At 34.5% G+C, this 19753-nt stretch carries 20 protein-coding genes and 1 tRNA gene; 4 read left to right on the forward strand and 17 right to left on the reverse strand.

The genetic code is table 11. The annotated features are described in order from the left end of the window. Positions 1-139 precede the first annotated feature (139 nt). On the forward strand, positions 140-1489 hold the full coding sequence (gene purB / locus E7Z81_RS01840) for an adenylosuccinate lyase (RefSeq protein WP_292743361.1): 1350 nt from the start codon (positions 140-142) through the stop codon (positions 1487-1489). 8 nt (positions 1490-1497) lie between these two features. Then, a complete protein-coding gene (locus tag E7Z81_RS01845) occupies positions 1498-2346 on the forward strand; it encodes a hypothetical protein (protein WP_292743363.1) in 849 nt (282 codons plus the stop codon). 4 nt (positions 2347-2350) lie between these two features. Here E7Z81_RS01845 and E7Z81_RS01850 read toward each other — a convergent pair whose 3' ends face one another. The 11 genes from E7Z81_RS01850 to cfbD all read right to left on the reverse strand — a co-directional run bounded on the left by E7Z81_RS01850 (position 2351) and on the right by cfbD (position 12925). Further along, the gene (locus E7Z81_RS01850) at positions 2351-4843 is read right to left on the reverse strand and encodes a heavy metal translocating P-type ATPase (RefSeq protein WP_292743365.1); all 2493 of its coding nucleotides are present in this window, start codon (positions 4841-4843) and stop codon (positions 2351-2353) included. A gap of 128 nt (positions 4844-4971) precedes the next feature. Beyond that, positions 4972-5763 (reverse strand): nitroreductase family protein, encoded by a 792-nt coding sequence (locus E7Z81_RS01855; RefSeq protein ID WP_292743366.1) that lies wholly within the window; start codon positions 5761-5763, stop codon positions 4972-4974. Then, positions 5760-6971, reverse strand: a complete 1212-nt coding sequence (locus E7Z81_RS01860; protein WP_292743368.1) for an amidohydrolase family protein — start codon at positions 6969-6971, stop codon at positions 5760-5762. Before E7Z81_RS01860 ends, E7Z81_RS01855 begins: the two co-directional genes overlap by 4 nt. Before the next feature lie 7 nt (positions 6972-6978). Next, positions 6979-7368: a DUF126 domain-containing protein gene (locus E7Z81_RS01865; protein ID WP_292743370.1), complete on the reverse strand. Its 390-nt coding sequence runs from the start codon at positions 7366-7368 to the stop codon at positions 6979-6981. Positions 7369-7379: 11 nt separating this feature from the next. Further along, positions 7380-7925, reverse strand: coding sequence for a zinc ribbon domain-containing protein (locus E7Z81_RS01870; RefSeq protein ID WP_292743372.1), 546 nt, complete (start codon positions 7923-7925; stop codon positions 7380-7382). 8 nt (positions 7926-7933) lie between these two features. Beyond that, positions 7934-9190: a tRNA pseudouridine(13) synthase TruD gene (gene truD, locus E7Z81_RS01875; protein WP_292743375.1), complete on the reverse strand. Its 1257-nt coding sequence runs from the start codon at positions 9188-9190 to the stop codon at positions 7934-7936. 21 nt (positions 9191-9211) lie between these two features. After that, a tRNA-Arg gene (locus tag E7Z81_RS01880) sits at positions 9212-9285 on the reverse strand. 51 nt (positions 9286-9336) lie between these two features. Next, the gene (locus E7Z81_RS01885) at positions 9337-9774 is read right to left on the reverse strand and encodes a hypothetical protein (RefSeq protein ID WP_292743378.1); all 438 of its coding nucleotides are present in this window, start codon (positions 9772-9774) and stop codon (positions 9337-9339) included. Between the two features lie 115 nt (positions 9775-9889). Continuing rightward, positions 9890-11257, reverse strand: a complete 1368-nt coding sequence (locus E7Z81_RS01890; RefSeq protein WP_292743380.1) for an AIR synthase-related protein — start codon at positions 11255-11257, stop codon at positions 9890-9892. Positions 11258-11259: 2 nt separating this feature from the next. Further along, positions 11260-11856: an imidazole glycerol phosphate synthase subunit HisH gene (gene hisH / locus E7Z81_RS01895; RefSeq protein ID WP_292743383.1), complete on the reverse strand. Its 597-nt coding sequence runs from the start codon at positions 11854-11856 to the stop codon at positions 11260-11262. Then, positions 11840-12925, reverse strand: a complete 1086-nt coding sequence (cfbD, locus tag E7Z81_RS01900; protein ID WP_292743730.1) for a Ni-sirohydrochlorin a,c-diamide reductive cyclase catalytic subunit — start codon at positions 12923-12925, stop codon at positions 11840-11842. The genes hisH and cfbD overlap by 17 nt, the downstream gene beginning before the upstream one ends. An 81-nt stretch (positions 12926-13006) precedes the next feature. On the opposite strand from cfbD, the gene E7Z81_RS01905 reads away from it, so the two are divergent. After that, positions 13007-13405, forward strand: a complete 399-nt coding sequence (locus E7Z81_RS01905; protein ID WP_292743386.1) for a C-GCAxxG-C-C family protein — start codon at positions 13007-13009, stop codon at positions 13403-13405. Between the two features lie 5 nt (positions 13406-13410). Here the strand turns inward: E7Z81_RS01905 and E7Z81_RS01910 are convergent, their stop codons facing one another. Continuing rightward, complete coding sequence (locus tag E7Z81_RS01910) at positions 13411-14772, reverse strand: MATE family efflux transporter (protein ID WP_292743389.1); 1362 nt, start codon at positions 14770-14772, stop codon at positions 13411-13413. A gap of 226 nt (positions 14773-14998) precedes the next feature. Continuing rightward, positions 14999-15529, reverse strand: coding sequence for a DUF2115 domain-containing protein (locus E7Z81_RS01915; RefSeq protein ID WP_292743392.1), 531 nt, complete (start codon positions 15527-15529; stop codon positions 14999-15001). A 119-nt stretch (positions 15530-15648) separates the two neighbouring features. Between E7Z81_RS01915 and E7Z81_RS01920 the strand changes: the two genes are divergently transcribed. After that, on the forward strand, positions 15649-15882 hold the full coding sequence (locus E7Z81_RS01920; protein ID WP_292743394.1) for a hypothetical protein: 234 nt from the start codon (positions 15649-15651) through the stop codon (positions 15880-15882). Positions 15883-15900: 18 nt separating this feature from the next. Here E7Z81_RS01920 and E7Z81_RS01925 read toward each other — a convergent pair whose 3' ends face one another. The 4 genes from E7Z81_RS01925 to E7Z81_RS01940 all read right to left on the reverse strand — a co-directional run bounded on the left by E7Z81_RS01925 (position 15901) and on the right by E7Z81_RS01940 (position 19644). Further along, positions 15901-16917, reverse strand: coding sequence for an SLC13 family permease (locus E7Z81_RS01925; protein ID WP_292743397.1), 1017 nt, complete (start codon positions 16915-16917; stop codon positions 15901-15903). A gap of 14 nt (positions 16918-16931) precedes the next feature. Further along, positions 16932-17246, reverse strand: coding sequence for a TIGR04076 family protein (locus tag E7Z81_RS01930; protein WP_292743400.1), 315 nt, complete (start codon positions 17244-17246; stop codon positions 16932-16934). Then, on the reverse strand, positions 17243-17800 hold the full coding sequence (locus E7Z81_RS01935; RefSeq protein WP_292743403.1) for a DUF6434 domain-containing protein: 558 nt from the start codon (positions 17798-17800) through the stop codon (positions 17243-17245). The genes E7Z81_RS01930 and E7Z81_RS01935 overlap by 4 nt, the downstream gene beginning before the upstream one ends. 692 nt (positions 17801-18492) lie before the next feature. Beyond that, the gene (locus E7Z81_RS01940; RefSeq protein WP_292743406.1) at positions 18493-19644 is read right to left on the reverse strand and encodes a transposase; all 1152 of its coding nucleotides are present in this window, start codon (positions 19642-19644) and stop codon (positions 18493-18495) included. Between the last annotated feature and the right edge of the window lie 109 nt (positions 19645-19753).

Genomic DNA, 19753 nt, shown 5'->3' on the forward strand with positions numbered 1-19753 from the left:
ACTCACCTATGACATAACCGAACGGTCATAATGTATATTTAATTCTTAAAAATAGAATATATAAATGTTTTGAAAAATCATTAAAAATTTAATATAAAGAATGAATAAATAATATAATATAATTTATGAGTTGATAAAAATGGCTATTCATCCTATTGAATTTAGATATGGAACTCCCGAAATGAAAAGTATCTGGGAAGAAGAAAACAAATTGCAAAGAATGTTAGATGTAGAATCTGCATTAGCTCAAGCAGAAGGAAAATTAGGAATTATTCCACAGGAAGTAGCTGATGAAATCGCAGCAAAAGCTAATACAAATTTTGTAAAATTAGAAAGAATGAAAGAAATTGAAGCTGAAACCAATCACGACATTGCGGCTTTATCCAAATCCATTACAGAAGTATGTGAAAATGGAGCAGGAGAATACGTTCACTTTGGAGCTACATCTAATGATATTGTAGACAGTTCAAATTCATTACTCATTCGTGACTCAATTGACGTTTTAGAAGAAAAATTAGAAAGATTAACTAAAATAATGCTTAAATTAACCGAAGAAAATAAAATGAAAGTATGTATTGGCCGTACACATGGACAGCATGCACTGCCAACAACATACGGAATGAAATTTGGTATTTGGGCAGATGAACTCCACAGGCAATACGTAAGATTAGAAAATGCAAGATCCAATGTTTGCATTGGTATGATGGATGGTGCTGTCGGAACCACCGCAGCATTAGGCGAACAAGGATGGGAAATACATAAAACTGTAGCAGAAATATTAGGATTGCCTGCTGCAACCATTACAAACCAAGTTGTTCAAAGGGACAACCATGTAGAATTCATTAGCGTATTGGCTAATATTGCTAGTACTTTAGATAAAATTGCTTTAGAAATCAGAAGCCTCCAAAGAACAGAACTTATGGAAGTTGGAGAATACTTCGATCCTGAAAAACAAGTGGGCAGCAGCACAATGCCACATAAAATGAATCCAATCACTGCTGAAAGAATCTGCGGAGTCGCAAGAATCGTTAAATCTTATGTTAATGCAGCTTTAGACAACAATCCTCTTTGGCATGAAAGAGACCTGACTAATTCATCCTGTGAAAGGATTATGTTCCCTGAAAGCTGTATTTTAACTGATTACATTCTCAATTTAACCATTAAATTAATGAATAATTTAGTCTTCTACGATGAAAACATCGAAAGAAACCTAAACCTAACAAACGGATTAATCATGGCCGAAAGATTAATGGCAGAACTTACCCGTGCAGGAATGGGTAAACAAACCGCTTATGGAATTGTTAGAAAAAATGCAATAAAAGCTAACAAAGAAAAACTATTGTTAGGAGAATTGATTCTGGAAGATGAAGAAGTGCAAAAATACCTGACTGAAGAAGATGTTGAAAAAATAATGGACCCACACACTTACGTCGGATCTATTTCAATAATCATCGATGAATTGCTTGAAAAATCCAAAGACTGGTTCTAGGTGAAAATATGGTTAGTGTAAAAGAACTAAAATCTGTTGATTTATCTTCATTCACTATTGTTACCACAGCAATTGGAGTGTTGTTTTCAATAATATCATCCATATTGATTGTAATCATGATGGGTGTTACAACCCCAAGTGCAATCGGAGCATCAATATACATTATTTCAACAGTCATAGTAGGTACTTTAATGTACACCATTTACAATTCATTTTGCCAAGGCTTCCTTTACAATACCTTAGCAAAAAAGATTAATCCGATTAAACTTGCATTTGACGGGAACAAAATAATTAAAGTTACAACAACCGAAACTGCAATCGCAATAGCTATGATTGAAACAGTAATGGTTATCCTGCTTTACTTAGCTAGCGTAGTAATAATGCCTTTAATGATAAATGCAGCAGTGCAAACATTAATGTATTCAGGCCAGCAAGTATTAGCCTACGGCCTTTATCAGTTTATGCTGTTAATAAGTCAGCCAGCGACAATTGCAATGATCATATTCGGTACATTCATCATGACTTTTGTATTCGTTTTACTTGGATGTTACATTTATAATATTCTCGCAGGCAGAGGAAGATGTGTTGAAGTGGAATTGTCTCAAGAAAACAATATGACCGTTATTGAATCAATTGATTATCTAAAATTTGCAATTGTTTTTGCAATAATTAATGGTATATTAAGTATTATTTCTGCAATTGTGATGATAGTTAGTGGAGGACAGGCAGTTAATGCAATATTAAATATTGTCTTGTCCTTTGTTATAGGATTCGTATTTGGTGCATTAACAGCAATATTTTATAATTTCATTGCACCGAAACTTGAAAAATTAAAATTAGAATTAATTGATTTATAAACAATTAATTCTTACTTTCTCTTTTTATTTCAGGAACATATCTCTTAAGCATTAATGAAAGAGATATGACTGTTACAGAACTCATTGCCATAGCCAAACCTGCCAATGCCGGTTCGAATGTTATTCCAAATGACGGATATAAAACTCCTGCCGCAACCGGAATCAGTATTGAGTTATAAGCGAATGCCCAGAAGATATTCTCCTTGATTCTTCTCATTACCTTTTTAGAGAATTGCACTGCGGCAACAACATTCTCTAAATCTCCTTCCATTACAACAATATCACCGCTTTCCATAGCAATATCAGTTCCGTTTCCCATTGCAACACCAATATCTGCCTGTGTTAGGGCTGGTGCATCGTTTATTCCATCACCGACAAATAAAACCTTTTTAGTATGGTTTGCCTGAGTTTCTTTAACAATATCGAGTTTGTTTTCAGGTAAAACTCCTGCACGGACATTATCAATTCCAACTTCTCCGGCTACATTGAGTGCAGTGGATTCATTATCTCCTGTCAACATATAAGTTTCAACACCCATCTTATGCAGCTCGTCGATTGTTCTTTTGGAATTAGATTTGATTTTATCGGATAAACTTAGAATACCCTTGACTGTTTTATCCTGAGCCAAAAAGATAATTGTTTTTGATAGATTTTCGAGTTCATGATATTTTTCCACCAGCTCATCTGAAACGTCAATTTCATTTGCCTGCATTAATGAGAGGTTTCCGGCAAAAACATCACTATCATTTAATTTCGCTTTAAGGCCTTTTCCGGTTACATTTTCAAACTCGGATGTTTGATCCAAATCCAGATTCAACTCCTTGGATTTGTTTACAATGGCTTTTGCAATAGGGTGATTTGAATTTTGTTCCACACTTGCGGCAAGCCTAATCAATTCCTCATCTGAAATGCCATATGGAATAATATCATCAACTTCAGGTTTTCCTTCAGTTATTGTTCCGGTTTTGTCAAAGGCAGCTACATCGATTTGACCTGCATTTTCCAGAGTGTCCCCATTTTTAATTAGAATACCGAATTCTGCGGCTCTTCCAACACCCACAGTAACTGCGGTAGGAGTAGCCAGACCCAATGCACAAGGACATGCCACAACCAGAATTGAAATCAAACATGTTAAGGAGAACAATAACGGAGCTCCCAATACAACATACCATATTAAAAATACAATAATTGCTATTGTTAAAATGACTGGAATGAAATATGATACGATAGTATTTGCAAATTTCTGAACGGGAGGTCTTGAAGACTGTGCTTTTTCAACCAAACGAATGATATTTGACAGAACTGTTTCTTTTCCGATTTTTTTAGCTCTAATCTGAAGTACACCGTCCTGGTTAATGGTTCCGGCAAAGACTTCTTCACCATCTTTTTTTACTTTAGGTATCGGCTCACCGTTTATCATTGATTCATCCACATAGGATTCACCGCCGACAACATCTCCATCAACCGGAATTTTTTCACCGGGCTTTACCAAAAGCAAATCATCAAGAACAATATCTGCTATGGATACCTCTTTTTGAGAAATTACCTCACCATTTTCATCAACCTCGATTGCTGTTGCAACAGTCGGCTGAAGGCCTATCAGTTCACGAATAGAATCTGATGTTCTTTTTTTGGCTCTTGCTTCAAGATATCTACCAATCATTAAAAAGGAAGGAAGCATTACAGCGGAATCATAAAACATGAACGTATGGTCCAGAACTATGCCGAATGTTCCGAAAATACTTGAAACATATGCAACCAGAATACCCATGGAATACATTACATCCATATTCAAATTTTTATGCATTAATCCGTTGATTCCTGCTTTTAAAATAGGCAGTGAAACATATAAAAATGGAGCAATACTTACAATTAATGACAACAATCCCATTGAGGATATGTGAATTCCAGTAGATTCATGGAGACTATGGGTAAGCCCCATCAGAGGATCCCATCCGCTGAACATTAAAATCATCAATATGGCTGAAAAGATTAAACCCACTATAATCCTGTTACGTTTTTCAGCCAAATCCTTTTGATAAATTGCTTCTTCATCAATTTCCGTTTGACCTTCAACCCCTAAAAGTTCAAAGCCCAAGGAAGTTATTACCTCTTCAATCTCATCCAAAGTCACTTTTGATGAATCATACCTTATTTTAGCTGACTGGGATGTTAAATCAGCCTTAACATCATATATGCCATCCAATCTAATCAAAAAGTTTTCAACATTCATTGTACATGAAGCGCAGTGCATTCCCTGGATTCTCAAAGTCATTTCATCACTGTGAAGTTCAAAACCCAAGTTTTTAACTAAACGTTCCATTTCCTCATATGAAATCTTTTTAGTATCAACTGTAATATGCAGTTTATTTGCGGAAAGGTCTGCATCAACCTCTTCTACTCCTTCAATTTTTCCGAATGTCTTATTAACGCTTAAAACACATGAAGCGCAGTGCATTCCTTCAATTGGCAAATCCATATGTTTATGTTTTACCATATTATCACAACCGTTCTAATCTTATAAAACATAATATTGCATTTAACTATTATAAAAGTTTAGGTAATACTAAAATAACTTAAAATTTGTAAAAAAAGAAAAAAAATAGAGAAACAACCATGTTTCCCTTACATATATTTTACATTGATATCCTTGTGAGGAACTGTTCTTTTATAAGTCTTTTTAGGATATCCAATTATGAAAGCGGAATACATGTGCTTATCTTTATCAATTTGAGGGAAAAATTCCATCAGTCTATCATGATCAATCTCATCTGCTTTCAAAATAAATAATGAATAAAATCCTCCAAGGCCTAAGGAATATGCAAGCAATTCCATACGGGTGTTGGCGATTACTGCACTTGTCTTATCTGTTGAAAATGTTAAAATTAGCTGATGACCCTGCCATAAAAGAGGATGATACTTTCTTGAGGAGCTATCCTTTAAATATTCTCCCAATTGTTTTATTCTGAAAAATTCTTCCTCTTCAACTTTAATGATATCATAAACATGTTTCATAAAATCATTCAGTTTTTTGTCCAAAACTACAAATTCCACATCCTGCTCATTTTGAGCAGACGGAGAATAATAGGCCCCTTCAAACAGTTTGTTGAATACATCTTTGCCTATTTTTTTCTTTTTAAACCAACGTATTGAGCGTCTTCTTTTCAAAAATTCGAGTAAATCCCTATACTCCAATGAAGATTCCTTGGAATTATAATCGACAATTCTGTCTTCATGGCCTTTAAATATCTTAAGAGTAATTGCTCCTGAAGGACAAATTGCCATACAGTGGCCGCATTCAAAACAGTTGCTACCTGTTTCATAAGCAACTTCATCTATTTCAATATTGTCCCTAATACAAACTGACTTGCACTGTCCGCATCCGATACATTTTTCACCATAAATCATTAATTTCATTTTACTATAACTCCGTCCTGCATAACCTTTAAAATATTATCATTAACACTTAAAATGGAAATATCATCCAAAGGATTTGAATTGACCAAAATCAAATCTGCAACATAATTTTCTTTAACCAGACCCAGGTTATCCTGATCTAAGAATTCTGCAGCCTTAACAGTTCCGCTGGATATTGCCTCATCTTCAGACATGCCGACATCAATTAAATGGCCCAGTTCTTCCAAATTATGTCCATGAGGAATAACGCCGCTGTCAGTTCCCATTAAAATATTCACGCCTTCATCATAAGCTACGGAAATGTTTTCTTTGTGAACTTTAACTATTTCTTTAAGCTTTGCAGTTTTTTCACTTGCATAACTATCCCATGATGGAAAACCGTTTTTATATAAAAACTGATGAACAAGAAGTGTCGGAACCAGGGAAACATTATTTTCAACCATTCTTTTGGAAGTTTTCCTATCAATGAATGTTCCATGTTCTATTGAAGAAAATCCCGCATCAATGCAGTTATTCATACCCTTTAAACTATGACAATGGGCTGAAACCTTCATGTCATTAGCTTTAGCTTCACATACAATTGTTTTTAATTCTTTTTTGTTGAATTGTGCAAATTCCGGTGAAGTATTGGTTGTTAAAACTCCCCCGCTACACATTACCTTAATAAAATCAGCACCCGCTCTTTTTACTTCACGAGTCTTTTTTAAAACTTCCTCTACACCGTCGCATCTTCCCTTTGGAAATCCCGGATAAATTATTTCCATGTCAAACCCTGAAGGAAGAAGCAAATCGAAATGACCTCCAGTCATGACCAGTGGGGTAATTGACAGATATACCTTAGGTGCAGGGAACAGTTTTCTTTGCTGCGCTAATTTAAAGCTCAAGTCAGCAGATCCGCAATCTCTAATTGAAGTGACACCAGCATTTAATGTTTGTAATGAATGAGGTACCGCATTATAAAAATGAATACCTAAAGGATTTGCCATATTCTCTTGTTTATGAAATCCTTTTGCAAAAATATGGGTGTGACAGTCAATAAATCCCGGAAGCAAATAGTTATCTTCACCATCAATGACATTGACATTAGCTTTGGTATTAACGGATCTGGAAATCTCTTTAATTAAATTATCCTCAATCAATACTGACATGGAGGTTTGAATTTCTTCAGATGGATTTAAAATATTCACATTTTCAATCAGAGTTTGCATATTATCACTATAATAATGTTATTGTTCCGCTATCCCCGTCAACTTCAACTAAAGTACCTGTTGTTAAATCCTTAGTTTCAGCCGGTGAGTCCACCATCGGAATATCGGACATTATTGCACCTGTGGCTATAATAGGCTCTGCACTAATGCAGATTATAGCTTTGGGAGCAGTATTATTTTTCATCATTTGAAAAATTACATAAGACCCGACTGTGGAACCTTTTCCACCAGGGATGAATAAAACTTTATCTTTTATAATTTTTCCTTTTAATTCATGGTTAGGGTCAATTATCTCACCATTTTCAGGATTAACTCCACCCAAGAAACTGATGGGTTCGGATGAAACAATCAATTCCCCTTTTCCTTTACCTTTTGCTATACTTCTACAACCAATCATAAAATCCCTTTTTATAATAATTTATCTTCAACACCTTCTCCACGGTTAAGTGCATTGGTAGATTGAATTACGTCCACTAATGCCCAAATCCAAATTACAGTAGTCAACAATAAACCTACGAGCAATAAAATTAAAATTGCTGACACAAAATAAGCAATTAAAAATATAGCTCCTTTACGGCTTAATCCTAAATAAAAATGACCCACACCAGGCAGGATAACACTTAAAATGATGGAAACAATTATGCTTTTTTCATGAGAAGAAGTTACCACATTATATGACTTGGAATTAACATTGCCGCCTGTTTTATTTTCTATATCATATCCACAATTAGGACAGAATTTAAATTCACCGTTAAGTTCAAAGCCACAATTATGGCAAAATTTAGAAGCATTCTGTGAGCCTTTTTGACTTGCATCTTCTTCATTGTTTTCTATTACAACAGGAACCCTTTCTTCAACATTAACATCTTCATTTGTTTGAGGAAGACTGGCTCCACAATTTTTACAAAATTTAGCGTCTGGAACCTCAGTTCCACAATCTGGACATATTACCATATTTTCACCTATATTACATCTTTTTTCATGATTTCCCTTAAAACTGCAGTTGCATATGAGCCTTTATCTATTGAAAATTCACATAAAACTCCTTCATCAGTTGGAGTTGCTTTTGAATCCCATACCTGAAAACGCATTTGGCGCCTAAGTCCATGACTTCCCAAACGTGGCATTTTTGGAACTTCAAAATCTTCTTTTGTGTGATTATATTTTTTCAATATATTTTCTTCCATTTCACCAACTTCCCCACCTGCAAACGGAACTTTTGTACCGAATAAAGGGCAAGTCGGATTAGCTTTAAAGTTAGTAATTAAATCCTGAAACTCTTCAGGAGTCTTATCGCGAACAATATGTTCTTCGGTATCAATAACGATATCTCCTTCGATATATTTATCAATACCCATTTCGACCCTATTACTTACAGCTTCATTAAATAAATATGATTGATAAGCGTGAACAAACATTCTCTGCAACGGTTTTGGAAGCGCATGCAATGCATTCATATATGATTTGTCTGTTAGCTCTCCTTTTTTGGAATCTCGAATTAATTCTTTAAGCATCATTTTTTCATAACGCATTCCTTTACCCATAAGATTTAGAGATTCTTCGAAATTGCCTTCATCAAAAGCTTTTCTAGCCATTTGATTATCATCTCCCTCATCATCCTGAGGGTTTCCGATATAGATGCTGACAGCCTTTTCAAGGTCATTTTCAACTAATGCTTCACCAACCAGATGTGTGATTGTTCTTGGTTTGCCAAACCTTTGCCAACCGAAATAGTTAGGAACTCCAGTAGTTTCCAACTGTTTTAAGACTTCATTTGCAATTTCAGCGCTTTCCTGAATATCGTCCAAATCCTTGATTAATATTTTAAATTTATTTCCCTTAAGCTGGCCCATCCTAAGTTTTTTACGTCCACGAACAACCTTTAAAAAATCAGTTTTATAAATATCCAAATTCTCAACCTGTCTGAGCTGGTCTTCTGAGTCCATGTTAGCTATGCAAATCCATTGTCTGGTGATAGCTTTTTTATCCTTCATTCCGGCAAAGCCCATCCTTTTTCTGGATATGTGCAAATCACGGGCAATGTCCAGGACAACATCCAATGTGGTTCTTCCTAATTTTTCAATCCAAACATAAACGTTAGGCCCTTCACCATCAGGGATGACCTCAGGAATTTCTTCAACATAAAAATCTTCATATTGGTTTCTGATTGTTCCACCAATACCTTTTTGGCTAGTTACATAAGTATTAGCATTTAACATAATAATCACGGAAAATAATAATGCCCTGACCGGGATTTGAACCCGGGGAATGGGATCCGCAGTCCCATGTGTTATCCAAACTACACCATCAGGGCTAAACAAAATAAGATAACATATAACTATAAGAATTTTATAGTATTTAATAATTACCATACATACAAGGTATAAGAATACTCACCATAAGACCTTGAAGCCACAGAAACCTCATGAACATTATTAAAATTGCCTGAAGAAGCCAATACTTTTCCTTTTAATTTATTATTTTCACAGAACTTATAGTTCGTCAGTTTATAACTGTCTAATTTAATTTTGCAAATGTCTGAAACTTCTCTGACTGATTTTTTAGAATTTTTATTATCCTTTAAAACGGTCGAAATTTCGCCTAAAAATGACTGGTCAGTGAAATTAATTTTTCTGGACAATACTTCCATAGTGTCCTGAGCTGATTTGAAGTCATGGACATCATATGAGTAATCCGGACTTGGAATTGAAATTACAGTGTTAATGACAAGTACTGCTATTAAAAGAATAAAAACAGCAAGAATTGATTCTATTAAATAAAAACTTCCTTTTTGGTCTAACATAGGTTAAACTTAGAAATAAAAACAAATAAAAAATTTGGAAGTGTGAAAGTGTGCTTTTGTGCAGATTAAAAATTTCAAAAAAAAATGATTAAGAGAAATATAATTTTCTCCCAATTTAATTTTCACCAAGGATATGTTTAATAACCTTTTCTTTTTTGGCAATAGCTGCATCTGAAGCATCTTGAACTTTTTGCTTCATTTGCTCAAAGTCTTCAGGTGTTGTTTCACCGACTAATTTTTTAATTTTGGTGTATGCAGCTTCCCTAAATAATGGAACCAGTTTTTCTTCGGTTGCATCTTCCTTAATTAAAATCGGTTCACCTGAGTTGTTGACTTCACCGATTTCAGAAATGGCTACATCATATTTGGATACTGCCTTTTTAATGTCGCCTACAATTTCCTGTGGTGCAATCAGCATTAATGAATCGGTTGAAACACCTAACGGATCTATGTTTAAAGCCTCAAGCATGTTTAATACGTTTGGAGCAACCATTTGCCTGATTTCCTTTTCATAAAATTCAAGACCCACACCGGTTGTATTTGATATTTCATGAGCGTCACCTCTAAGACCTCCATTTGTAACATCTGTCATTGCATGGATGTCTTTTACAAGGTCTGCTTCAAATAATGCATGTGATGCCTGGACAAAGTTAACGTTCATTGTATCCCATACAACATCGAAAAATCCGTTATAAAGAGCGGTTGTTGTAATTGTTCCTCCACCGGAACCTTCTGTCAATAGAATGACATCTCCTTCTGTTGCGCCTTTTCTTGCTGTTGGAGGATATGCGGATACACCAACACTTCCGACAGCTGATACGAACCTGTCACCTAAAACCATGTCTCCACCAACACGCAAGGTACTTCCCGCAACAATAGGAACATCTACAAGCTCGGATACTGCTGCAACACCTGCTGTAAAGTCAAATATTTTAGCAACATCACCATCATCGGCAAGATGGACATCACTTAAAATAGCTACAGGGTCTGCTCCCATTACACAAACATCCCTTAAAGTTGCCCTTGTTACATGAAAACCGCCTAAAAATGGATATTCACTTAATCTTGAGTGTATACCATCAACTGCAGTTGTAATATAAACTTCATCATTATTCACCGGCGCTTTTACTACGCCTCCGTCATCCTGTTCTGAGGGATTGACCAAGGAAGCTGTGTTAGTTGATGAAACTATTTCCGCTATTTTTCTGTGGACGAAAAAATCTCCCGCGCCTCTTGAACCTACGCCCATTTCACCCATAAGCACATCAGCTTTATTTACACTGGCTATCTCCTTTAAAAATTCATCATCACTTTCTTGTAATTTTAAAGTTGTTGAGACTTCGTCAATTACTGCTTTTGCCATTTCTATAGAGTTTTCCTCTGATATTTTTTTGTATTCACGTATTCTGACTGCTAAAATTTCTGCCAAATCTTCATAATCATAATCATCAATTCTAGCCCTTACAAAGCCTTCGATATCCATAATCAAATCTCCAAATTAGTAAAGTTTTTCAATATTTTTAATCCTGCTTTTCCACTTTTTTCCGGGTGAAACTGTGTTGAAAATAAGTTGTTTTGACATAGAGATGCGACTATATCCCCACCATATTCACAAACTCCAGCTATAATGCTTTCATCCTCAGGAATAACATGATACGAATGAACAAAATAGAAAAATTCACCGTCGATGCCTTCTAAAATCGGCGAATCATTAACGACATTTAATTTATTCCATCCCATATGAGGTATTTTAACTCCTTTTGGAAGTATTTCCACTGTACCTTTAAATAAATTCAGCCCGTCAACACCTTTTGACTCTTCACTAGAGCTCATCAAAACCTGCTGACCAAGACATATTCCTAAAAACGGCTTGTCATCCTGAACGTGTTCGTTAATGACATCCTCAAAAGGTTTCAGGTTTTCCATTGCACTTCCAAATGCTCCAACACCAGGGAGAACCAAATAATCACTCTCAGCAATAACTTCCTTATCATCAGTTATCTGATAGTCCGCACCTATCTTTTTAAATCCGTTGGAAATACTTTTTAAATTTCCGCTTTTATAATCAATTATTGTTATCATCTTCTAACCATCCAATAGCTGATCTAATCATTCCACCAAAATCTGAAAATACGATTTCATCCGTACCCAATGTTTTTGAGTGGGCATCAAGCTCTGCAACAACATGAGTGTATCCCAAATCCCTTAAAGGTTCAACCAAACGTGGCCCATCAGTTACTGCAACTGATTCTACATCAAAATCTTCAATTGGGAATGCATGAGGAACACCGAACACGACAATTAAATCTAAATCTTTATCTTTCAGGTAATCTGCAGCATTATCTCCAGTTATAGGATATTCATCAAGACCTCCTGTGATGAAATCGGGCTCAATATCCAATTGGTCATTAATGTTGACTGCATGCTGCCTTATTCTCGGCAAACCAATGTTTTCATCCAGATTAGCAACAAAGAGAGGTTTGTTGTCCGGATTGATTTTTCCATAGTCAAAATTAATAATGTCCGCAAATAAATATGATGTCTCTTTTTTAACATTGAGAACAAAAGCTACTTTCTTATTGTCTCTTAATGCTTTAACAACAGTTTTTGCAATAGCTTCTTTTGAATCTCCAAAATTAGGTTTGATATATTTTCCCTGTGCCATTCCACGGGTTTTTTCAACTTCTGTTGCCTTTTCAAGCATTTCAATTTGCCTGTCAGATTCTTCACGTGGAATTACACCGGCTTCCACTGCAGCATCTAATGCCATGATTGCCCCTACAGTGTTATCACCTTCACCAGACCCCCCATGGGACTCAACAGGAATAACAGTACATGGCAAATCTGCAGTTTCAATTGCATCCTTTAAATCCTCACCAATAATCATACTGGCACAGGTACCTGCAATTCCCATCAATTTAGGTTTAAACTGTTCATAAGCTTCAGTTAAAGTTTCAACCAGTTTTTCACCAGCTCCTAAAATAAAATCATTTTCAGACATTCCTGTAGTTACAACACGAACTCCATCGCTTTCTAAAAGCCTAGCTGTTCTAAAGCAGCAGCCAGTAGGTCCATGCATAACAATAACATCAACATTCATATCTCTTAATGTGTAAAGAGTAGCAGCAATCGGACTTGGTCTTGGATGTATAATTTTTATCAACTCACTAAAATTAAATAAATAAATATTTTAAATTATTAATTTATATAATTTATTTAAGGAGATTGTAGTATGAAACTTGACAAACAAATATTAGAGGAAAAAATTCGCGAATACAGGGCTTTCAAAAGCTGTTCTGAATCTACATTAATGGGACTTTGTGAAACTGCACAATACCCGATGAGTCAAGCTGAAATGTGCAAGATAGCTTGCGGATTTGCAGGAGGAATGGGTGGAACCTTTGATGAAGGAACCTGTGGTGCAGTGACAGGAGCATTAATAGCCAACGGTTTGGTGAATGACGACCCCTCCAAAATCAAAGAAAATGCTAAAAAGATTTTCAATGTTTTTAAGGAAGAATATGGAACAGTACGCTGTGACAAAATAAGTAAAAATGGTGAAGACAAATCCCCATGCGTTGACTGTTGCGTATTTATTGCAAATAAAGTGGCTGATTTGTGGGACGAATAGAAAAACTAATTCATTGTTGTTTTTAATTTTCTTAAAGTATATCTGGCATATGTGAAATTCAAAATGGATGCTAAAATCCTACCTACTGCAAGACCTATCCAGATACCCATCAAACCCCAATTGAAGACCATTCCAAATAGGTAAGTGAAACTTACTGTGAATATTAATTCCCTTATTATAGTCCATGCAAGGGCGGTTGTTCCACGGCCGATACCCTGATATAAAAAGCTTGAAGGCATTCCAATACCTACCAAAAGCAACCCAAAGCAGGCTACCCTTAAAAAGTTTGTTATTTCAGGAATCAAAGAAGCAGTTTCAGGAGTGTAAGCAAATATCAAGGATAACTGAGGTGCAAAAATTACTAAAATAAGCATGATTCCTACTGCAATAACAGTTGCGAATTTTGTTCCGTAAGTATGAGTTCTTTCTAAAAATTCCCAATTGTTAGCGCCGAAAGCGCTTCCACTAACAGCTGCAACTGCACTGGCAACAGCTGTCAAAGGCATTATTCCGAACAAATACAATCTTTGACCTGAAGTGAATGCTGCAATACCATATTCACCACCAACAGATGAAATAAACATCAAATAGAAACTCATTGCAAGAGACATCATGAACATGTCCAGTGATGCGGGAATACCGACTTTCAGTATATCTTTTGCTATTTCTGATTCAAATTTGAAACCTTTTAGATTAACATCCACATAGGTATCTTTTTTAATTAAAATCCAGTACATTATTACGATTGCTGAACCTAAAGAGCTCACTATTGTTGCAAGAGATGCTCCGGCTGAGCCCAAATTTAGGACATAGATGAAAATAGGATCCAGTACAACATTCAAAATAACAGAAACGATTATTGCATACATTGCTCTTTTCATATCGCCTTCACCACGGAGAATACCGCTTCCTCCGTTGGCAAACATGAATGCGAACAGTCCTAAAAATAAAGGAGTTCCATATTTAATCGCTTCAACTAATGATTGGCCACTTGCACCATATCCTCTAAGAAGAGGCTCTTGAATAAACAAAAGAATCAATGTCAGCACTATTGAAGCTACTAAAAATATTAAAAGAGAATGAGATGCTGATTTGCTTGCCCGTTCATGATTTCTTGCACCGACTGCACGACTTATACTGCTTGTCGCACCGTTACCAAGTCCAACACTAAAACCGTTCAAAATCATGAATATCGGTGTTACAAAACCGATTCCCGCAATAGCTGCCTGACCTAGCCCTGCAATCCATATTCCGTCAACGATATTATATGATGCGGTTAAAAGCATTGATATCATTATGGGAATTGCGAGTTTTCTAACAGCAATTTCAGGTTCCCCTCTCATCAGCTCAACATTTTCATTAGCCATGTTACTCCCCCAATATTACTAACTATAATTTTCATATGATATAAGTATACTTAAAATGGAAAATTCGATTGATTAAATCGATGCTGAAAATAAATACCTATTAAATTTAAAAGGAATTTCACATTAACATTAACCCTTTGAAAAATTAAACTAAAATTAAAAGTAGGATATATATCATTAAATTAAAACAAGTCATAAAACCCAAATATCGGCCGTTAATGTAAAATTAAAATTCCAATTGCTCTGCAATGCACATTTTGCATACTGCATTTGGAGATTCAAGATTGGCATCCTTTACAGGGCAGTAAAATTTCCCGTCGTGTTCCTCAACATACAAAGATCCTGGAAATGGAGTTCCCACAGGGTGAATCGGTTCTTCCAATATGAAAGTGGTGTATAATGAGATGATTCCATAGATTAATGGAAATTTAGTTTTTGAAGTCATAGATTCCGCATCATGATATGATTTTAAAGTAGCTACCGCATCGATGAACTCTTCCTTATCTACAGGTTTGTCATAATGATTGTTGTCGCTGTGAACATCCTTTATACGGCCTAAAAAATATTTGGCATAAACTCCATGACTTTTCTGTTTATAACTATCCTGAACGTATTTGGATTCTTCAATCATCTCGGCATTGACGGCCATTAAATCAAATACTGAAATAGTGGCAGAGTATTTCTTTAAAATATCCAGAATAGACTGTGGTGAAACCTCATTCTCGCTTGAGATAACATTTGAAAAATCATCATACATTTCAACACCATACATGAATTAAAATATCTGATTTGTATTAAAAATAATTTTCCAATATGTATCCGGCGCATTAAAATCAGAAAAAATATTTAAATAATTAATCGAATAAAAAAAATATTATGATTAATCCATTTATTGCAGCAATTTTGTCATTTTTTATACCAGGTCTGGGCCAAGTCCTTGCCGGAAGATTGAAAAGAGGCATAATATTTTTTGTAATAGCTATATTAATAGTCATTATTGCAACAGTAATATTCCAGCATTGGATTGTTAGAATATTCGATTTATTATTTGCATTATTTGCTGCATACGATGCCTACCAAATGGCAAGAATCAGAATAAGAAGATATTAATCTTTTTTATTTCTTTTTTTAAAGGGTCAAAAAGTAAACTCCCAACAGAATAACCAACAGCACCACATTCAAAACTGTGAAAATAATCAAATATCTGATTTTAAATTCATCGCATTCACGAACAAGAATCTTATAAGAAATAAGATTTGCCATAGAAGCTATAAGAGTTCCAAAACCACCTATATTAATTCCAACAATAATGGCTTCGTAATTTGTACTGAAACCACTAAGCAGCATTGCTGCAGGAACATTAGAGATTATTTGAGAAGAAACAACACCCCAAATGACTTCATTACCTATGATAAATCTTTTAAATATAGATGTGAATAACGGAATATTTTCCAGGTTTCCAATCAATACAAAAAGCGCTATAAAAGTCAAAAGCAGAAAGTAATCGATACCGCTGAAAACCCTTTTAAAGAAATTATTATATGAAACTTCAACTTCACCCATTACAGGTAAATCAATATTATCCTTTGGAACAAAAAATGACACTATGACTAAAAATATTACTGAAACAACAATATACGGCAAAAGCAGTAGGAAAAATGACTCAAATGAAACATTGGAGACCGTATACATGACAATATTATGTGGAGCCCCTATAGGAAGAACCATACAGCCAACATTGGCGGCAATAGTCTGCAGAGATACTGTCAATATTGTCAAATCCATTCTGTCCACTTTTTTTAATGCAAGAATGGAAAATGGAACAAATATAATTAATGAAACATCATTGGTAATGAAAATTGAACTGAAAAAACATGTGAAAACCAGTAACAGTACCAGGCTTCGGGTGTTTGCAATCCTTGTCAGTAATTTTCTAACGAGAATCTCAAAAATAGCTAAATTTTTTAAAATCTCAACAATCAGCATTATTATAAAAAGCAAAATTATTGTATCCCAGTTAATATAATTCAAGTAATCAAAACTGGGTTTTACAAAAAAACAAGATATAATAGCTAAAATTAATGATATGGAAAAGACAATTTCTTTTTTAAAAAAATCAATGCTTTTAGCTATCCCTTTATTCATAGTATCCGACGATATTAATCTGCATCCTCTTCCATTGTTTCAAGCAGGAAACTGACTGGTCTGAATCCGTCATTGCATGATATCATTGCAGATTTTTTATTTTTCATCCATCCGCCATAGAAATCTTCTGCACCATTGGCCAAACCCATTACAAAAGCTGATAAACTTTCCCACGCACTGTCACAGAATCCTTCCGGTTTTTGCCAGCCGTTTGCAATGAAAACCTGTCCTTCCTCAATATCGCACTCATGTTCCAATGGATTTTCATATTTGTCAATCAAGTCATCATGCCTGACTTTTCTCATGACTGTAATCTTAACTTTTTTCATAGTATCCCCAAATCACTGCTTTCATATCTGTTATGACCTTTAAGAGATTTTTTATATTTCCAGCATTTTATTGCCTCTTCGAGAGACTTGTCATCATTTTCCTCAAAGAAGTCCCGTATATATTGATTGTATTGAAATTGTTTATCAATCTTTGTTTTTTCCTTAGAATTTTGAATTTCAAAGTAAGCATCAATTGCATCACGATAGGTTTTATCAGGATTCGCTTTCAGCCATTTTTGAAATTTGACATTGAACTTGAAGGTTTTACCTATTTCATTTTCAAAAAATTCCCTCTTGTCTTGGCTGCATTTGAAATTTTCACCTAATTTTGAATCCAATGCGATTGTTGAATGAGATTTATTTGAAACTTGCCTAACCACAGGTTCTTTTAACTTTTCACCAGTTTTCAAATAATGAATTATCCTATTTTCCAAATCTTGCTTAGATCCGCTAATCTTCAAACCCTCGGACCTGCAAAAATCTTTTAGCTCCTCTTTTAGAAAATAGTACTCCTTAAACTCTTCAGCATTTAAATTTTTATTCAATTTTTGCATAATAATCCATTAAGATATTTAGTTACATCATAAATACTCTCAAAAAAACAGTTTAAAATGAATAAGGATAAATTTGATTAACAAATTTTGACACATCCTCATTCAAATACTAAAAACATAGGTCTGCAATATGCAGTCTAACACCTAATTAGATGTTATCTGATATTATGAACATCAAGATATATAAAAGTTACCATAGCCCATTTAAAGTTTAAAGCAATATTCATCTAAAAAATAATATTATACGATAGTTGCAATATTGATTTTAAAAATAAATAACGTATATATATTTTTAAGTAAAAACAGTTATTTCTAAAACACTGATATAATTTTTAAAAAAAAAAACATAGGTGTTTTTATGAATTGGAAAGAGCATTATAATGAAAACACTCCCATTAAAAATGGAGAAAATGTAATATGGCAGTTGAAAATTTAGTGCTTGCTATCTCTTATTTTTTCATGGCAAGTTACTACATATTGTTGGCTTTTAACTTGTTTGATTGCTAACAATCTATGATGTCAAATAGGAAGCCTAGTTGGATTCATCCGAAATTTTCCAATTTGATAAACTGACAATTTAGATGACAATTGGCTTTAATATGTGTTTTATAGCTTCCTTTTTACACATAGCCAATTGAACCACCCCATCCTATAGAGGATGGGGATTCCTGAATTATTTTCACTTAATAAGGTTAATTTAAGTATTTTATCAGGCCATCCCCGTTGAACCAGCGGTTTAGAATATTAATTGCTGCGTTTGTGTCCCTATCAAGTATTTTTCCGCATTTTGGACATTTCCAGTTGCGTTTTTTGACTTTTAACTCTTTGTTTATGTGTCCGCAGTGGTGGCATGTTCTGCTTGTGTTGTGTGGTTTTACGAATTGTACACCGTCTGCTCCGGGTTTGTAGAGTTGGAATTTGTCTTTTAATCTTTTTATGAATCGCGATAGAGGAAATATCATGTTTTCCTCCCCTCCAATTAAAATCTTGATAGTAGAGTAGTTTTCTTCAAAGACTATTGTATCATATTTTTTGACTAGATTGTAGGTTAATTTTTCAATGTAGTCATTTAATTGGTTTGTTCTTTTGTTGTACCATTTTTGTAGTCTTTTTTGTAGTTTTTTCCATCGCCTGCTCATGTTTCTGCATTTGGATATTAATCTGTTGATGTGTTTGATCATTTGGTTGTCATGGTCAACATCAAAGAATTCTTTTTGTCCTTCGCTTGTGACTAGCCATCCATTTTTGTTGGAATTGATATCACATCCAATGTGCTCTTCGGTTAATGGTAGTTGTTCTGGTGGTTGTGTTTTGATGTTGAATGATGCATAGTGGTTCAATCCATCATAATATACAGTGATGTTGTTGAATTTGGTGTCTGGACTGTTTAATAAATCCAAGTATTCTACGCTTGTGCTGAAGGTCACTTCACCATGTTTTCTTAAAGTTAGTGTGTTTTTTTCTACTGGTCTTTTGTCTTTTCGGATAGTTTGTCTGAAGCTAGGTCGTGTTTTCTTTTTAGAGTGAAATTTTGGAGGATTATGCCTTTTGCTTTTAAAACTGTTTTTAAACGCTTTATGCAAATCATCACGTGCCTGTTGAAGACTGGTGGACTCTGTTTCCTTCAGGTATGGTAACTCTTTTTTAGATTCGTTTAAAAATTGATTTAACTCATTTTTAGTTGGAATTTTATTACAATCACCATATTTGGCTTTATATTTATTTAAAAGTTCATTATGGGTTTTACGAGTACAACCATAGTTTTGTTTAAACATGACTTCTTGTTCGGGAGTTACATGAAGCTTAACAACCACACCTCGAATATACTCACCCATAAATCTCATTCCTCCAGTCCAATATATATACCATTTTCATTCATATCTAAAAAAAATGAAAAAACATCTACTCTTTTTTAAAACAACGATTAAAATCACATTTAATTGAATAATATCT

It is taken from the genome of Methanobrevibacter sp. (assembly GCF_015062935.1).
Classification (GTDB): Archaea; Methanobacteriota; Methanobacteria; order Methanobacteriales; family Methanobacteriaceae; genus Methanocatella.

What these genes read in the sequence shown, in the direction of transcription:
- E7Z81_RS01935 (WP_292743403.1), bottom strand. Translation starts at nt 17,800, where the DNA reads ATGCAAAAATTGAATAAAAATTTAAATGCTGAAGAGTTTAAGGAGTAC.
- E7Z81_RS01870 (WP_292743372.1), bottom strand. Translation starts at nt 7,925, where the DNA reads ATGGTAATATGTCCAGATTGTGGAACTGAGGTTCCAGACGCTAAATTT.
- E7Z81_RS01915 (WP_292743392.1), bottom strand. Translation starts at nt 15,529, where the DNA reads ATGTATGATGATTTTTCAAATGTTATCTCAAGCGAGAATGAGGTTTCA.
- purB (WP_292743361.1), top strand. Translation starts at nt 140, where the DNA reads ATGGCTATTCATCCTATTGAATTTAGATATGGAACTCCCGAAATGAAA.
- hisH (WP_292743383.1), bottom strand. Translation starts at nt 11,856, where the DNA reads ATGATAACAATAATTGATTATAAAAGCGGAAATTTAAAAAGTATTTCC.
- E7Z81_RS01925 (WP_292743397.1), bottom strand. Translation starts at nt 16,917, where the DNA reads ATGAATAAAGGGATAGCTAAAAGCATTGATTTTTTTAAAAAAGAAATT.
- E7Z81_RS01850 (WP_292743365.1), bottom strand. Translation starts at nt 4,843, where the DNA reads ATGGTAAAACATAAACATATGGATTTGCCAATTGAAGGAATGCACTGC.
- E7Z81_RS01860 (WP_292743368.1), bottom strand. Translation starts at nt 6,971, where the DNA reads ATGCAAACTCTGATTGAAAATGTGAATATTTTAAATCCATCTGAAGAA.
- E7Z81_RS01845 (WP_292743363.1), top strand. Translation starts at nt 1,498, where the DNA reads ATGGTTAGTGTAAAAGAACTAAAATCTGTTGATTTATCTTCATTCACT.
- E7Z81_RS01920 (WP_292743394.1), top strand. Translation starts at nt 15,649, where the DNA reads ATGATTAATCCATTTATTGCAGCAATTTTGTCATTTTTTATACCAGGT.
- E7Z81_RS01940 (WP_292743406.1), bottom strand. Translation starts at nt 19,644, where the DNA reads ATGAGATTTATGGGTGAGTATATTCGAGGTGTGGTTGTTAAGCTTCAT.
- E7Z81_RS01855 (WP_292743366.1), bottom strand. Translation starts at nt 5,763, where the DNA reads ATGAAATTAATGATTTATGGTGAAAAATGTATCGGATGCGGACAGTGC.
- E7Z81_RS01930 (WP_292743400.1), bottom strand. Translation starts at nt 17,246, where the DNA reads ATGAAAAAAGTTAAGATTACAGTCATGAGAAAAGTCAGGCATGATGAC.
- E7Z81_RS01910 (WP_292743389.1), bottom strand. Translation starts at nt 14,772, where the DNA reads ATGGCTAATGAAAATGTTGAGCTGATGAGAGGGGAACCTGAAATTGCT.
- E7Z81_RS01885 (WP_292743378.1), bottom strand. Translation starts at nt 9,774, where the DNA reads ATGTTAGACCAAAAAGGAAGTTTTTATTTAATAGAATCAATTCTTGCT.
- E7Z81_RS01865 (WP_292743370.1), bottom strand. Translation starts at nt 7,368, where the DNA reads ATGATTGGTTGTAGAAGTATAGCAAAAGGTAAAGGAAAAGGGGAATTG.
- truD (WP_292743375.1), bottom strand. Translation starts at nt 9,190, where the DNA reads ATGTTAAATGCTAATACTTATGTAACTAGCCAAAAAGGTATTGGTGGA.
- E7Z81_RS01890 (WP_292743380.1), bottom strand. Translation starts at nt 11,257, where the DNA reads ATGGATATCGAAGGCTTTGTAAGGGCTAGAATTGATGATTATGATTAT.
- E7Z81_RS01905 (WP_292743386.1), top strand. Translation starts at nt 13,007, where the DNA reads ATGAAACTTGACAAACAAATATTAGAGGAAAAAATTCGCGAATACAGG.